This window comes from Arthrobacter sp. SRS-W-1-2016, from assembly GCF_002009585.1.
GTDB classification, from domain to species: domain Bacteria; phylum Actinomycetota; class Actinomycetes; order Actinomycetales; family Micrococcaceae; genus Arthrobacter; species Arthrobacter bambusae_A.
Genome location: NZ_MTPV01000052.1, coordinates 24,347 through 39,489, shown reverse-complemented (window position 1 = coordinate 39,489; position 15,143 = coordinate 24,347). Strand labels below are relative to the sequence as shown.

Here is a 15,143-nt window from a genome sequence, read left to right as displayed (position 1 = left end):
AATCCCCATGTCACTACGCTCAGCTGGGGGTCCCGCTACGGGAGACACTGCCGGGCGGACCGTGGATCAGCGGCAGGCGCCCAGGAAACGCAAGAACTTCCTGGGCCGCCAGCCACTGGGACTGCTGTTCAGCGCCCCCTACGTCATCTTCGTCCTTGGAGTGCTGGCATACCCGCTGGGGTACGCCGTCTACATCTCCTTCCACCAGTTCTTCTTCACCGCTCCGGGCGTCCAGGTTGACCGGCCCTTCGTGGGATTGGACAACTACGTCACTGTCCTGTCCGATCCGGAAGTGCAACGGTCCTTCGCCAATATCGGCGTCTTCCTGGTCATCAACGTGCCGCTGACCGTGGGACTGTCCCTGGTCCTGGCCAACGCCTTGAACCGCGTGACCCGGCTCAAGACCTTCTTCCGGGTCAGCTACTACGTCCCGTACGTCACGGCGAGTGTCGCCGTCGTCGGGGTCTGGCTGTTCCTGTTCCAGCAGAACGGGCTGGTCAACGCCATTCTGGGGCCACTGGCCCCGAACCCCTCGTGGTTGACGAACTCCTGGCTGGCAATGCCAACGGTGGCCCTGTACGTGACGTGGAAGCAATTGGGATTCTTCATCCTGCTTTACTTGGCCGCACTGCAGAACATTCCGGATGAGCTCTACGAGTCCGCCTCGGTGGACGGCGGAAGCAAATGGGTCCAGTTCTGGAACATCACCGTTCCGGGAGTGCGCTCCGCCAGCGTCTTGGTGACCCTGCTCGCCACCATCACCGGAGCGAACCTGTTCACCGAGCCCTATCTGCTCACTGGCGGAGGCGGGCCGGACGGCGCCTCGACGTCACCGGTGTTCCTGATGTACCAGAAGGGAATCCTGCAGGGGAATCCCGATGTGGCAGCGGCGCTGGGAGTGGTGCTGGTGATCGGCGTGTTGCTGATCGCCCTGATCCAAAAACGCCTCGTAGGCGGGAAGGAGGACTGACGTGTCTATTTTCAACAAAGCGCCTCTCCGGAACGACGACGACGGCGCCCGCCGGCCAGGTGCCGGCGCTCCCGAAGGAGCGGGTCCCGAAGCCCCGGTCCCCGGCTCCGAGGCCCCCCGCAAGGGCAGTTCCGTGGCGAAGCGCAAGAACCTGGGCGTGGGCAGCTTCGTGCTCCTGGCCCTCGGGGCCTTCGTCTTCCTGTTCCCCTTCTACTACATGTTCATCGGCTCGCTCCAGACCAATCCGGACACCTCCGTGGGCGGCGCGTTCCCCAGTCCGGCAAACATCACCGGCGAGAACTACAGCAACATCAACAACTCGATCGACCTGCTCAAAGGCCTGGCCAATTCGGGCATTTTCACCGGTGGCGTCATCTTCTTCACGGTGGTGTTCGGGCTCCTGGTGGGCTATGCACTCGCCCAGATGCAATTCCGGGGCAAGGGCTTTGTGTTCGGGATGATGCTGCTGGTGCAGATGATCCCGTTCCAGCTCCTGCTCATCCCGCTGTACGTCATGATCGTGCGGGACTATGGGCTCGCTGACACCTACCTGGGCATGATCCTGCCGTTCGCGATCAATTCCACCGCGGTGTTCGTCTTCCGTCAGTACTTCATGCAGCTGCCCTCCACCTTGTTCGAGGCCGCCCGCATTGACGGAGCAAGCGAGCTAAGGATCCTCTGGCAGATCGCGATCCCCCTGGTCCGGCCAGCCATCGTCACGGCAGTCCTGCTGACGTTCATCGGGCCGTGGAATGAGTTCCTGTGGCCATTCCTCGTCACCAAGGACCAAGCCATTCAGCCGCTCGCAGTCTCCCTGGCGAACTACATCTCGAACATCGCCGCCACGGCATCAAACCCGTTCGGCGCGATCCTTGCCGGTGCCTGCGTTCTCGCGGCCCCCGCCGTCGCGCTGTTCATTTTCTTCCAGCGCCAATTCATTTCCACCAATATCGGATCAAGCGTAAAGGGCTAAGCTCTATGACTTCCTCAACTTCAGCACTCCCCACTGTCCCGTTCACCCTCACCCGCGCCGGCGTCATCATGACCCCGGAAGACGGGAACGAGTTCGAAGCCGAAGGCGTCCTGAACCCCGCCAGCGGCCGCGGACCCGACGGCGAGCTATACCTCCTGCCGCGCCTCGTGGCGAAAGGCAATGTCTCCCGCGTGGGGCTCGCCAAGGTGATCGTCGGCGACGACGGCGTCCCGTCCGGCGTCGAACGCCAAGGCGTTGTCCTGGCACCGGACGAAGGATGGGAAAGGGGCCGCAACAACGCGGGAACCGAAGACCCCCGCATCACCTGGGTACCATCGCTCGGCCGCCACCTGATGACCTATGTAGCCTACGGACCGCTGGGGCCCCGCCTGGCCTTCGCCCATTCCGAAGACCTGCGCACGTGGGACCGCCTGGGGCCCTGCCACTTCGAGTACCAGGCCGACTTGTCCATGGACTTGAACTTGTTCGCCAACAAGGACGCAGTCTTCTTCCCGGAACCGATCAACGACCCCGACGGGGTCCCCTCCTACGCTTTGCTGCACCGCCCCATGTGGGATCTCGGCTGGATCCGCGAAGGCGAAGGCGAGCACCTGCCGGCCGGCATCGAAGACACCCGCCCCGGTATCTGGATTTCCTATGTCGCAGTTGACGATGTCGAGAGGGACATCCGCAATCTCGTTCACATGCGCAAGCACAAGCTCGTGGCCCTGAGCGAGTTCCCCTTCGAAGAACTCAAGATCGGCGGCGGACCGGCCCCGATCCGGGTCGACGAGGGCTGGCTCCTGATCTACCACGGCGTCTCCGGATCGATGGAAAAGTCCGCCTTCGACCACCAGCAGAACGTCAACTACACAGCCGCGGCGATGATCCTCGACAGCGACGATCCCTCCATCGTGATCGCCCGCAGCGACAAGCCGCTTCTGGCGCCGGAGACGGAAGACGAGATCTCGGGCATCGTCCCCAATGTCGTTTTTCCCACGGCAATAGAGAAGATCGGCGAGCAGCTGTTCGTCTTCTATGGCATGGCTGATTCGAAGATCGGCGTGGCGCGGCTGGACCGCGCCTAGGGCGGACCGCGCCCCAAGGCACCACCCGGCCCCAGCAGTCCAGCCCTTCTTCCATGCCCCTAGGAGTTAGACATGACACCTCCCCTTGTTTATGCGCGGCTGAAATCCGCCCCGGTCGCAGTTGTTGCCACCTTGTCGATGCTCCTGGCCGGGGCTGGGGTGGCCTCGGCGGCGCAGCCGGTTCCGGCCGCTGCGTCGCGGGCGCCGGCGTCGGCGTCGCAGGCACCGTTGACCAATCTGTCCCACCTGAATTTCCTGCTGGACACGGTTCCCCTGAACGCCGTGGATGGCCACACCACCTACCAGATCGCTGAACACCCCGCGGCGCAGGCGCCGTGGACGTACGCCAACAAGAACGCCGACGGCAGCTACACGCGGGTAGGAGGAGGTTCCAAGGACGCAACCACGGGTTACTGGAGCCAAGGGGCCTTCAACGCGGACGACATCGCCCGCACCGCCGTCGTCTACTTGCGCCATTGGCAGCAGACCGGCGACGCGTCGAGCCGCGCCCATGCCTTCGACGTGCTGCGCGAGCTGACGTACCTGCAGACGTCTTCCGGTCCCAATGCCGGCAACGTGGTGTTGTGGCAGCAAGCCGATGGCACCCTGACGCCGAGTGCCAAGCCGGTGGAACTTCCTGACCCCAGCGATTCGGCCGAGTCCTACTGGCTGGCCCGGACCGTGTGGGCCCTAGGCGAAGGATATGCGGCGTTCAAGTCCGCCGATCCCCAGTTTGCCGCGTTCCTGCAGACCAGGATGGACCTCGCCGTCGCGTCCCTCAACAAGCAGTCCCTCTCGAAGTACGGAAAGTACGACGTTGCCGACGGCACCAAGGTCCCTGCCTGGCTGATCACCGGAGGGGCGGATGCCTCCGCGGAAGCCGTGCTCGGACTCTCCGCCTATTCGAAGGCCGCGCCCGACGACGGCGCTGCCGCCACCGCGCTGGGCCAGCTCACCGAGGGCATCGCCGCGATGTCCTCGGGATCGGTCCAGCAGTGGCCGTTCGGCGCGATTCTTCCGTCGACCCAGACCCAGACCCTGTGGCATGCATGGGGCGGAATGGCTGCAGCCGCCGTCGCGACCGCGTCCCCGTTGCTGCATCGCCCTGAGCTGTTGACCGCCGCTGTGAAGGACTCCGCCCAGTTCACTCCGCAGCTCCTCGCCGCGGGAGGACCGGACAACGCCTGGAGCCCGACCCCCGGTGAGGCACAGATAGCCTACGGCGTGGACTCGCGGGTTGAAGGACTCGTGGCGACCGCAAAAGCCGCGAACGCTCCCGGACTACTCGACGTCGCGGCGGTTGCCGCAGGCTGGTACTTCGGTGCCAACCGCAGCGGAAAGCCCGCCTACAACCCGGCAACAGGCACGGCTATTGACGGCATCGAAACCGACGGCCGTGTCAACCCCAACTCCGGGGCGGAATCCACCATCCACACGTTGTTGTCCATGCTCGCTTTGGACGCCAATCCGGAGCTCAAGGCCAAGGCCCTGGGGATCAGTAGCACCGTGGGGACGGACGGACTCAAGGTAGCCGAAGCCGAAGCCGGAACCATCACCGGCGGCGCGGTCGTCAAGCCAGCCTCCGCATGGACCGGTGAGGCGAATTGGTCCGGCGGTGCATACGTCGCCCTCAACGCGGGCGGCACCGTGAAGATCCCGGTCCCCGCTGCGGGCCAGGCACGTAATGCGTACCCGATCGTGAACCAGCGCTCCGAAGCCGCCGGAACGACGTCGTGGACTGCCGGGAGCACTTTCCTCGGTATCACGCCCAACGGCGGGGCAGGGGAACAAGGCATCACGGCAACTCCCGGCAAGCTCTTCCCGTTCTCCCTTGACCAGGCCCTGCCGGCCGGCCAGGACAGCGTGACCGCCAAGGCCGGAAGCGACGTATCGATCGACGGTGTGCTGCTGCAGCCGCAGATTTCCTCGGTTTCCGTCTCCGGCTCAGGAGGCCAATCAACCCTGTACATCAGCGCAGCTCCGGGAAGCACCGATCGAAAAGTGGACATGCCCCAAGGGTTCCATTTGAGCCAGCGGGCCTTCGATGCTTCCGGCCAGCCCGTCGCACCAGGTCCCGACCAGAACGGGGCAGACCATTCCGGCCGCGTCACCGTAGCCCCGGGTGGGTTCACCTGGGTGACCCTGGTCCACAACTGACACTTATCACCACAGGAAGAACCCATGCAGAAAATCACCACGGAAGCCCTGCTCCACAGTTACGAGGGAGCGCTCACGTTCAGCAATCCGCTGACCGACACCATTTCCACCGACCAGTTTTCCGCCGCGTATCCCGAGCACCCGGAATGGGCTGTTGGTCCGTTCCGCAAGGACGATTCCCTGACGTTCCGGCAAGTCCAGGACTGGGCAGATCCGACCGGCATCGGCTGGACGGCGGATTCGATCTTCAACCCCTCGGTCATGGAACGCGACGGCAAGCTCTACCTCTTCTACCGCGCATCCCCGCGCAAGGAATCGGTCTCGAGCCGCATCGGCGTTGCCGTCTACGATCCCGAAACCGGCTGGCAGGACAACCCCTCCAACCCGGTGATCTACCCCACCCAGGACAATGAGATCCTTGGCTGCGAAGATCCCAAGGTGTACCAGGCCGATGGCCGCTATTACATGTTCTACAACGGGATCTGGACGATCGACCGCAGCGAGGAGCAGGCTGGCCAGGACCCGGATGTCTATCCCCTGGGCGACGTCGGCTGCGACATCAATGTCGCCGTATCCGACGACCTGATCCATTGGGAAAAGCTCGGCCTGGCCGTCCCCTACGAGGTCTCGCGGTTCTGGGCCAAGGGGGCCGTCATCCCCCGGAACGCCCAGGGCGACGCCGTCAAGATCGGCGGCCACTACCTGATGTACCTGTCCGAGGGCTGCGGCGGAACCACCCACGTGGGCCGGTCCACCGACATGGTGAACTGGACGTTCGAGCCACAGGAGTACCTGGACCTAGGGCCGCTGGGCGGCTCACTGCACGAAGTGGCCTGCGCCATCGTCGACGACGGCGACAACACCGGGAGCGACGGCGGCAAGCTGGTGCTGGACTTCTTCTACGGCGACACAGACGGCCAGTTTTCCGCCGCACAGGCGCTCTATGACGTGAACGAACCGTTCACCCAGAAGGGGATGCACCGAGGAGGCTCGCTGGCTTGGGGCGGGCTCCTGAAGTTCGGCGGAACCTGGATGTTCGCCCAAGGCTGGGATGCCCCTTCGGGCTCGCGGGAGATGTACTTCTACCGCGCAGACCAGGGCTAAGCACCTCCAGCCGCCTGCCGTACCCGCCACCCTTGGCAACACACGTTCGATTGATAAGGCACACATGATGATTGAGACGAGCAACCTCGCCAAGGGATGGACTCTGAGAGTGACCGCTCCGGCCCCGGACGCCCCGTCCGGGGCCGAGGGCTGGAAGCTTGATGCCTCCGTTCCGTCGGTTGTGCACACGGTCCTCATGGACCATGGGCACATCCCGGACCCCTACGTGGGGCAAAACGAGGAGTCCCAGCATTGGGTGGGCCGGAGCGAGTGGGAATACTCCACAACCTTCAACCACGACGGCAATGAAGACCGGCGGACAGAGCTCGTCTTCGAAGGTCTCGACACTGTCGCCGTCATCCGGGTCAACGGGCAGGACCTTGCGCACACGTACAACCAGCACCGCAGCTACGTCGTGGACGTCTCCGACGTGGTCAGGCCGGGTGCCAATGACCTGGCCATCGTTTTCAAGAATGTACGCGAGTACGCCGAACGCATCCGGGCCTCCGTGGGTGAACAACCCAACGGCAATCCGGAGCCATTCCAGTATGTCCGTAAGTCGGCCTGCAATTTCGGCTGGGACTGGGGCCCGAACCTCGTGACAGCCGGACCGTGGAAGCCTGTGCGCATCAGGCGGTACGGGACGGCACGGCTGCAGTCCGTTCGTCCATCGGTGACCACCACCGTTGTACCCGGGACCGGACGGGGAGAACTCCCCACCCACGGACATGCCCGGGTGGAACTGGAGGTCGAGGTTCTGCGGGCGCCGGGCGTTTCAGGCGAGCTCGGACTCAAGGTCGCCATCCAAGGCAAGACCGAGTCGTTGTCCATTCCGGCGGGCTCCCACAAGGCCCGGGTAGTGGTGGATCTCGAGGATGTTGAGCTGTGGTGGCCGCACGATATGGGTGCCCAACCGCTCTCCCGACTGACGGTGTCGCTGTTGGCCGACGGGCATGACCTTGACGTCTGGTCCAAAAACATCGGGTTCCGGCAATTTGACCTCAAAACCGAACAGGACGAAGCCGGAACCGGCTTTGTCTTTGCCGTCAACGGAACCGACATCTTCGTCAAGGGTGCCAACTGGATCCCGGACGATTGTTTCCCGTCACGCATCACCGAAGACCGACTCCGGCAGCGCCTCTCGCAAGCGACTGCGGCAAACATGAACCTGCTCCGTGTGTGGGGCGGCGGGGTGTATGAATCGGACACCTTCTACGAGCTGTGCGACCGCATGGGGATTCTCGTCTGGCAGGATTTCCTCTTTGCCTGCGCCGGCTACCCGGAGGATGGGCCGCTCGCCGGAGAAGTCGCTGGCGAAGTCCGGGACAATGTCACACGCCTCATGAGCCACCCGAGCCTGGTGCTGTGGAATGGAAACAATGAATGCGTTTGGGGCTTCTGGGATTGGGATTGGAAGCCACAGCTCGATGGTCGAAACTGGGGATGGAGCTACTATTCCGAGCTCCTGCCCGCTTTGGTAACAGAGTTGGATCCCACCCGCCCGTACTGGAACGGCAGCCCATATTCGGGAGATCCCGAACTGCATCCCAACGATCCCAGGCACGGGAACGTGCATATCTGGGATGTCTGGAACCAGAAGGACTATTCGCACTACGCGGAGTGGAATGCACGGTTCGTTTCCGAATTCGGATTCCAGGGTCCCCCCAACTGGTCCACCCTCACCCGCGTCCTGGAGCCGGCGGACCTGGACCTCGAATCCCCGGCATTCCTCCAGCACCAAAAGGCCGAAGACGGTACCGGGAAGCTGCAGAGAGGGCTCTCCGCACATCTTCCCGAGCCGGCGAATTTCCAGGAATGGCACTTCCTCACGCAGGTAAACCAAGCCCGTGCCATCCGCTTCGGCATCGAGCACTTCCGTGCCGGATCGCCTGTTTGTGCCGGATCGATTGTCTGGCAGCTCAACGACTGCTGGCCCGTCACCTCCTGGGCCGCCATCGATGGATATGGTCAGCTGAAACCGCTGTGGTACGCAATCCGTGAGGCCTACCGGCCGCGGCTGGCGACCATCCAGCCCCGCGGCGACGGGCTCGCCGTCGTTCTGGTCAACGATTCCGTGGAGGCCTGGAGTGGAACCCTCACCGTGGAACGCGTCGGCACGGATTCTCCGAAGGAGGCATTTGCGGGGGGCGTCCGGCTGGAGGCGTCCCATGAATTCGCGTTCGAGGTCGAACCCCGGGGCAAGACAGAAATCCGCCTTCCGAAGGATTTGCACGAGGCTGAGCGGCCCTTGACCGATGTTCTCGTGGCGCGAGGCACAGGACTCGGGCATGCGGACCGGATCCTCCACTTCTACGCCGAGGACAAGGATCGCATCAAGGAGCCGGCGCGGGTCACCGCCCGGGCATCAAAAGTCCCCGGCGGCGTTGAAGTGACTGTCACCGCCGACAGTATCGTGCGCGATCTGGTTCTTCAGGCGGACCGGCTCGACCCCAAGGCGACTGTCTCCGAACAATGCATCTCACTGCTGCCCGGGGAAAGCCATACCTTCCGGGTCGCCTCCACGGTTGGTGGTGCCGACGGGCCGGGACTTGAGGCATGGTCGCGGTATCCGGTGCTGCAGGGGGTCGGAATCCGAACCGAAAGCATCATGCCACCCGCCGGATTCGCATTCTCGAACTCAACCGAAGAAGGATCATTTCAATGACATACCCCGGCACGATCGGCGCCGTCGTAGGCCTGGACATCGGAGGCTCGAAGACGCGCGGCATCAAATGGCTGGATGGCGCCGCCGTTGCCGATGCTTCCGGCGGGAGCGCCAATGTCCAGAACGTGAGCCGCGCCCAAGCCCGAACCAACCTGGAGGGTGTCTTCGCCACCCTCCAGGGCGAGTCCGTTGCGCGGGTGGTGGTCGGTTCCGGAGGGATCGACACTGCCGAAGACGCGAACGCACTGAAGGAACTGATCCAGCCCTTGGCTCCCGACGCCGCCGTCTCCGTTGTTCACGACACGCGCCTTCTGCTGGCTGCCGCCGGATGCAGCGCTGGAATCGCCGTGATCGCCGGTACCGGGTCCGCGGCCTGGGGCACCAACGGCGAGGACGAGGCGCGCGCTGGCGGCTGGGGTTACTTGCTTGGCGACGAAGGCAGCGGGTACTGGTTCGGTCGTGAAGCGGTGAGGTACAGCCTCGAACGCATGAACAGCGGGCTGCGTCCCGACGGACTGACGCAAGCGCTGGTGAAGTCGTGTGGTCTCGCCGGTCCGGAGGGATTGATTGCCCTTTTCCATGGCGACGCGGGACGCGAGTTTTGGGCGTCGAAATCACCGATCGTCTTTGAGTGCGCGGCCTCGGGGCACACAGCGTCCTTGGACATGATCCTCCAAGCAGGCGCCGATCTCGCCTCCTTGGCGGCAAAATGCGCCGCGCAACTGGACATCGAGGGCCCCATTGTCCTTGGCGGTGGCCTCGGGATGAAGCCCACCTTGCAGACCGCCATGCGGATCGCCCTCGCAACCCGGGGGCTCCACACTCTGCAGGTCCTGACCCAGGATCCGGTCTTCGGCGCTCTGCATCTTGCATCCCACTAAGCGCCACTGTGATGAGTCTCACGAGCAACAAACGCCGTTCTGGCTTGAGCAGTCCGCGCCTCGCTGTGCACTATGGAAAAGCTGTACGGCGGCTTTCGCACTGGCGCGATAGCCGGATATCCGGATTCATGAATGGAAGCACTGAACAATGACGTTTGAAACTGCCGATTCCGTAACCCTCAAAATTTGGGACCGCTCAACCACCCACCACACCCTGGACGCCCTGGTGCACGACTTCTCGGTGCGCCACAACACCTCCAAGGCCAGCATTGCAGTCACCTGCAGCGGGCCAAACACCTTCACTGTCAGCCTGAACGGCAACGCGGCCAAGGCCACCGCCTTCGACGCACACTCCCTGTAAACAGCGCCTTTTCGGACGCAAAGCAACGACGACGGCGGGAGCCACCTCCCGCCGTCGTTCGCGTATCCGGAGGCCTGCCTGGAGGAACGGCTATGTGGACAGAGCCGTCAGACCTCCGCCACCGGCGCCGCGAACTGTGCTTCGTACAGCCTCGAGTAGGCGCCCCCAGCGGCCAGCAACTCTGCGTGCGTACCCTGCTCCACGATCTGCCCGGCTTCCATCACCAGGATGAGGTTGGCATCGCGGATCGTGGACAGGCGGTGCGCGATCACAAAGCTCGTCCGGTCAGAACGCAGGGCACTCATGGCCTTCTGGACCAGGACCTCCGTCCGGGTGTCCACGGAGCTCGTAGCCTCGTCCAGGATCAGGACTGACGGTCGGGCGAGGAACGCCCGTGCAATGGTGAGCAGCTGCTTCTCACCGGCGGAAACGTTGCTGCCTTCGTCGTCGAGCACGGTGTCATAGCCCTCCGGGAGGGAGTGCACGAAGCGATCCACGTAGGTTGCTTGTGCCGCCTCCAGGATCTCGGCTTCGGTGGCGTCGGGCCGTCCGTAGGCGATGTTGTCCCTGATCGTGCCGCCGAAGAGCCACGTGTCCTGCAGCACCATGCCCATCCGCGAGCGCAGCTCGTAGCGGGACATTGAGGCGACGTCGACGCCGTCGAGCGTTATCCGCCCGGCGTCGAGCTCGTAGAAGCGCATCATCAGGTTCACGAGGGTGGTCTTGCCCGCTCCGGTGGGCCCGACGATCGCCACAGACTGCCCAGGCTCGGCCACCAGGCTCAGATTCTGGATCAACGGCTTGTCTTCGGAGTAGGAGAAGGAAATGTTCTCGAACACCAGGCGCCCGCGCGTCACGTCGGGGACGGCCGAGGGCTCGGGGTCCGCGCTTTGCTCTTCGGTATCGAGCAGCGAGAACACGCGTTCCGCGGATGCCACGCCCGACTGAAGCAGGTTGGCCATCGAGCCGAGCTGGGCCAGCGGCTGCGTGAACTGCCGGGAGTACTGGATGAAGGCCTGGACATCGCCCAACTGCATGGCACCGGAGGCCACCTGCAGGCCGCCCACCACGGCGATCCCCACATAGACCAGGTTGCCGATGAATGTCAGTGCCGGCATGATCAAGCCGCTGATGAACTGGGCGCCGAAGCTGGCCGAGAACAACTCTGCGTTCTTCTCGCGGAAGCGTTCCTCCACTTCCCGCTGGCGTCCGAACACCTTCACGAGCGCATGACCGGTATAGGTTTCTTCGATCTGCCCGTTCAGCTCGCCGGTGTTCTTCCACTGGGCCACGAACAGCTTCTGCGAGCGCTTGGCAATCAGCACGGTGGTCACGAGCGTCAACGGCACCGTGACCAAGGTGATGAACGCCAGAATCGGCGAGAGCAGGAACATCATGAAGATGACACCAGCCACCGTGAGGAGGGACGTGACCGCCTGGCTGATGGACTGCTGGAGGCTTTGCGAAATGTTGTCGACGTCGTTGGTCACGCGACTGAGCAGTTCGCCGCGCTGCACCGAGTCGAAGTAGCGCAGCGGGAGCCGGTTGATTTTCGCTTCGATCTGCTCACGAAGCCGGTACACCGTCCGCTGCACGACGCCGTTGAGAACGTACGCCTGAATCCAGCCGAACGCTGAGGCCAGGACATACAGGACCAGCACCCACAGCAGTATCGAGGACAGCGCCCCGAAGTCGATTCCGACGCCGGGAGTCAGGTCCATGCCCTTCAACATGTCCGCTTTGGAGCCCTGGCCGGAAGCCCGCAGCCCGTCGATGACCTGTTGCTTGCTCACCCCGGCGGGAAGTTGCTTGGATACGACGCCGGCAAAGATCAGGTTGGTGCCCTCACCGAGAAGCCGGGGGCCGATCACGGACAAGGTCACGCTTGCGACGGCAAGGAAGAGAACCAGGGTCAGCCACATGCGCTCGGGCCGCAGCGTGCCCAGGAGCCGCTTGGCCGAGGGCAGGAAGTTCATGGCCTTTTCGGCCGGGATGCTCATTCCCGCGAAGGGTCCGCCGCGGCCTGGCCCCATCGGGGGACGCTGCGGGCGGTTTGCGGTGCCTGCTGTGCCGGTGCTGGGTGCGCTGCTCATGCCGCCTCCTCCGCTGCCAGCTGCGAGGAAACTATCTCACGGTATGTTTCGGAAGTTTCCAACAACTCGTCGTGGGTTCCGCGCCCCACCAGCCGCCCGTCGTCGAGCACCAGGATCTGCTCGGCGTCCGCGATGCTCGATACCCGCTGCGCAATGATGACCATGGTGGCGCCGGAAGTGTGGCGCTTGAGCGCCTGGCGGAGCCTCGCGTCGGTGGCGGTGTCCAGGGAGGAGAAGGAGTCATCGAAGATGTAGAGCTCGGGTTGCTTCACGAGTGCCCGGGCGATTGCGAGGCGCTGCCGTTGGCCGCCGGAAACGTTGGTGCCGCCTTGCGAGATCGGAGCGTCAAGCCCGCCCTCCATCTCTTCGACGAAGTCCTGGGCCTGTGCAATGGAGAGCGCCCGCCAGAGTTCTTCCTCCGTGGCGTCGGGCTTGCCGTAAAGAAGGTTGCTTCGGACCGTGCCGGAGAACAGGTAGGGCTTTTGCGGGACGAGTCCGATGTGCCCCCACAAGAGGTCCGGGTGCAGTTCACGGACGTCGACGTCGTCGATCCGCACCGAGCCGCTGCTCGCGTCGAAGAGCCGTGGCAGCAAGTTCACCAACGTGGTCTTGCCGGCGCCCGTGCTGCCGATGATCGCCGTCGTCTGGCCTGCTCGTGCCCGGAAGCTGATGCCGCTGAGGACCGGCTGCTCGGCACCGGGGTAGGCGAATCCGACGTCGAGCAATTCAAGCTCGCCGCGGCCGGCGGTCTCCGTCACAGGGTTCTCGGGAGGCCGCACGCTGGATGGGGTCTCGAGCACCTGCCCGATGCGGTCCGCGGAAACAGCCGCACGCGGGATCATGACGGCCATGAACGTCGCCATCATGACGGACATGAGGATCTGCATGAGGTAGCTCAGGAACGCGATCAACGTGCCTACCTGCATGGATCCGTCGTCGATCCGGAACGATCCGAACCAGATCACGGCCACGCTGGAGACGTTGAGCACCAGCATCACTACCGGGAACATGAGGGCCATGAGCCGCCCGGCGCGGAGCGCCATCTCGGTGACGTCCTGGTTGGCCGAGGCGAAGCGCTCGGTCTCCATGTCCTCGCGCACGAACGCGCGCACCACGCGGATGCCGGCGAGCTGTTCGCGGAGGACGCGGTTCACGGTGTCGATCCGGACCTGCATCTTGCGGAACAGCGGCACCATCCGGCTGACAATGAGGCCCACCGCAACGAGCAACACGGGGACGCTCACGGCAATCAGCCAGGACAACTGGGCATCCTGCCGGACGGCCATGATGACCCCGCCGATGCTGAGCATGGGCGCCGCAACCATGAGCGTGCAGGACATCAGGACGAGCTGCTGGACCTGCTGCACGTCGTTGGTTGAACGGGTGATCAGCGACGGCGCGCCGAAGCGGGTGACCTCCTGCTCGGAAAACTCCCCCACCCTCGTGAAAATAGCGCCGCGCAGGTCCCGGCCTAAGCCCATGGCGGCTTTCGCGCCGAAGTACACGGCCGTGATCGAACAGGTGATCTGCAGGAGCGTGATGAGCAACATGAGGCTGCCGGTGCCGAGGATGTACCCGGTATCCCCCTTGGCCACGCCTTCGTCAATGATGTCGGCATTCAGCGTGGGCAAGTACAGCGACGCTATCGACTGCGCCAACTGGAAAATGACGACGGCGATCAGGAGCCGCCGATGTGGCCGCAGGTACTGAACGAGAAGTTTCCAGAGCATCGTTCTCCAACTCGCGTAGTGATTCGAAGGCCAGTCTACGACTGGTTGCTGGGGGCAACTAGAGCTTTCCCTCAGGGCGAAGCGGGGCGGAGGGTGTGCCACCGTCGTACCCGGACAGTAGGCTGGAAACACTCGGCAAGATCCGCTACGAAAGGACCGTAGTCATGGCTTACATCACCGTCGGAAATGAAAACAGCACCGGGATCGAGATCTACTACGAGGACCACGGGACCGGCCAGGCAGTGGTCCTTATCCACGGCTATCCGCTGGATGGTTCGTCCTGGGAGAAGCAGACCGCCGCGCTGCTCAACGCCGGCTACAGGGTCATCACCTACGATCGCCGCGGCTTCGGCAAGTCCAGCAAGCCGACCGTGGGCTACGACTACGACACCTTCGCGGCGGACCTTAACACCCTGTTGAACACCCTCGACGTCAACGACGCCGTCCTCGTGGGCTTCTCGATGGGGACCGGAGAAGTGGCCCGCTACCTTGGCACGTACGGCTCGGCCAGGGTGTCCAAGGCCGTGTTCCTGGCATCCCTGGAACCGTTCCTCCTGCAGACCGCGGACAACCCCGGAGGCGTCCCGCAATCCGTGTTCGACGGACTTTCCGAAGCCGTCATTTCCGACCGCTACGCGTTCTTCACCGAATTCTTCAACAACTTCTACAACGCTTCCACTTTCCTCGGAACGCACCGCTTGAGCCACGAAGCAGTCGCCGCCAGCTGGAACCTGGCAGCCCAATCCGGCGCCTTCGCCTCGGTGGCAGCGCAGCCCACGTGGCTCACCGATTTCAGGGCCGACATCCCCAAGATCGACGTGCCCGCCTTGATCGTGCACGGCACCGCGGACAACATCCTCCCCATCGACGTCACCGGCCGCAGGTTCGCCGAAGCGCTCCCCGGCGCCAAATATGTGGAGATCGACGGCGCCCCGCACGGCTTGCTGTGGACGCATGGTGCCGAGGTCAACCAGGCCTTGCTTGGCTTCCTCGAAAATTCCTGACAAGAAATTAGGACGAAACTAACTGAATATCGCGGGAACCTTAACTCCTCGGGTCCAGTCTTAATGCAAGCCCAGGCGGAACCCATTCGCCGGCGAAAGCACCAAAGCTGCAAGGGG

The 15,143-nt window shown here is 63.8% G+C and carries 11 protein-coding genes; 9 read left to right on the top strand and 2 right to left on the bottom strand.

Annotation, left to right across the window (positions count from 1 at the left end; translation table 11 throughout):
• The first annotated feature begins 7 nt into the window (after positions 1–7).
• From BMF89_RS13075 to BMF89_RS13040, 8 genes are all read left to right on the top strand, one after another.
• Positions 8–970, top strand: coding sequence for a sugar ABC transporter permease (locus tag BMF89_RS13075; protein WP_078107538.1), 963 nt, complete (start codon positions 8–10; stop codon positions 968–970).
• A gap of 217 nt (positions 971–1,187) precedes the next feature.
• A complete protein-coding gene (locus tag BMF89_RS13070) occupies positions 1,188–1,943 on the top strand; it encodes a carbohydrate ABC transporter permease (protein ID WP_241710426.1) in 756 nt (251 codons plus the stop codon).
• 5 nt (positions 1,944–1,948) lie between these two features.
• Positions 1,949–3,031, top strand: a complete 1,083-nt coding sequence (locus BMF89_RS13065; RefSeq protein WP_078107537.1) for a glycosidase — start codon at positions 1,949–1,951, stop codon at positions 3,029–3,031.
• Positions 3,032–3,103: 72 nt separating this feature from the next.
• Positions 3,104–5,188, top strand: a complete 2,085-nt coding sequence (locus tag BMF89_RS13060; RefSeq protein WP_078107536.1) for a hypothetical protein — start codon at positions 3,104–3,106, stop codon at positions 5,186–5,188.
• A gap of 24 nt (positions 5,189–5,212) precedes the next feature.
• Entirely contained in the window at positions 5,213–6,292 is a 1,080-nt protein-coding gene (locus BMF89_RS13055; protein ID WP_078107535.1) for a family 43 glycosylhydrolase, read from the top strand.
• A 67-nt stretch (positions 6,293–6,359) separates the two neighbouring features.
• On the top strand, positions 6,360–8,957 hold the full coding sequence (locus BMF89_RS13050; protein ID WP_078107553.1) for a glycoside hydrolase family 2 protein: 2,598 nt from the start codon (positions 6,360–6,362) through the stop codon (positions 8,955–8,957).
• Positions 8,954–9,838, top strand: a complete 885-nt coding sequence (locus BMF89_RS13045; RefSeq protein WP_078107534.1) for a BadF/BadG/BcrA/BcrD ATPase family protein — start codon at positions 8,954–8,956, stop codon at positions 9,836–9,838. The genes BMF89_RS13050 and BMF89_RS13045 overlap by 4 nt, the downstream gene beginning before the upstream one ends.
• Positions 9,839–9,986: 148 nt before the next feature.
• Positions 9,987–10,199, top strand: coding sequence for a hypothetical protein (locus tag BMF89_RS13040; protein ID WP_078107533.1), 213 nt, complete (start codon positions 9,987–9,989; stop codon positions 10,197–10,199).
• Positions 10,200–10,306: 107 nt separating this feature from the next.
• On the opposite strand, the gene BMF89_RS13035 is transcribed toward BMF89_RS13040, so the two are convergent.
• Together BMF89_RS13035 and BMF89_RS13030 are read right to left on the bottom strand one after the other, a co-directional pair.
• Complete coding sequence (locus tag BMF89_RS13035) at positions 10,307–12,292, bottom strand: ABC transporter ATP-binding protein (RefSeq protein ID WP_078107532.1); 1,986 nt, start codon at positions 12,290–12,292, stop codon at positions 10,307–10,309.
• Complete coding sequence (locus BMF89_RS13030) at positions 12,289–14,022, bottom strand: ABC transporter ATP-binding protein (RefSeq protein WP_078107531.1); 1,734 nt, start codon at positions 14,020–14,022, stop codon at positions 12,289–12,291. Before BMF89_RS13030 ends, BMF89_RS13035 begins: the two co-directional genes overlap by 4 nt.
• A gap of 164 nt (positions 14,023–14,186) precedes the next feature.
• Between BMF89_RS13030 and BMF89_RS13025 the strand changes: the two genes are divergently transcribed.
• Positions 14,187–15,026 carry an alpha/beta hydrolase gene (locus BMF89_RS13025; protein WP_078107530.1) on the top strand — a complete coding sequence of 280 codons (840 nt, stop codon included), beginning with the start codon at positions 14,187–14,189 and terminating at the stop codon, positions 15,024–15,026.
• Positions 15,027–15,143 lie beyond the last annotated feature (117 nt).

Bases quoted from the DNA above. Each gene is read 5' to 3' on its own strand.
- BMF89_RS13075 (WP_078107538.1), top strand. From the start codon at position 8: ATGTCACTACGCTCAGCTGGGGGTCCCGCTACGGGAGACACTGCCGGG.
- BMF89_RS13035 (WP_078107532.1), bottom strand. From the start codon at position 12,292: ATGAGCAGCGCACCCAGCACCGGCACAGCAGGCACCGCAAACCGCCCG.
- BMF89_RS13030 (WP_078107531.1), bottom strand. From the start codon at position 14,022: ATGCTCTGGAAACTTCTCGTTCAGTACCTGCGGCCACATCGGCGGCTC.
- BMF89_RS13050 (WP_078107553.1), top strand. From the start codon at position 6,360: ATGATTGAGACGAGCAACCTCGCCAAGGGATGGACTCTGAGAGTGACC.
- BMF89_RS13060 (WP_078107536.1), top strand. From the start codon at position 3,104: ATGACACCTCCCCTTGTTTATGCGCGGCTGAAATCCGCCCCGGTCGCA.
- BMF89_RS13045 (WP_078107534.1), top strand. From the start codon at position 8,954: ATGACATACCCCGGCACGATCGGCGCCGTCGTAGGCCTGGACATCGGA.
- BMF89_RS13065 (WP_078107537.1), top strand. From the start codon at position 1,949: ATGACTTCCTCAACTTCAGCACTCCCCACTGTCCCGTTCACCCTCACC.
- BMF89_RS13055 (WP_078107535.1), top strand. From the start codon at position 5,213: ATGCAGAAAATCACCACGGAAGCCCTGCTCCACAGTTACGAGGGAGCG.
- BMF89_RS13040 (WP_078107533.1), top strand. From the start codon at position 9,987: ATGACGTTTGAAACTGCCGATTCCGTAACCCTCAAAATTTGGGACCGC.
- BMF89_RS13070 (WP_241710426.1), top strand. From the start codon at position 1,188: ATGTTCATCGGCTCGCTCCAGACCAATCCGGACACCTCCGTGGGCGGC.
- BMF89_RS13025 (WP_078107530.1), top strand. From the start codon at position 14,187: ATGGCTTACATCACCGTCGGAAATGAAAACAGCACCGGGATCGAGATC.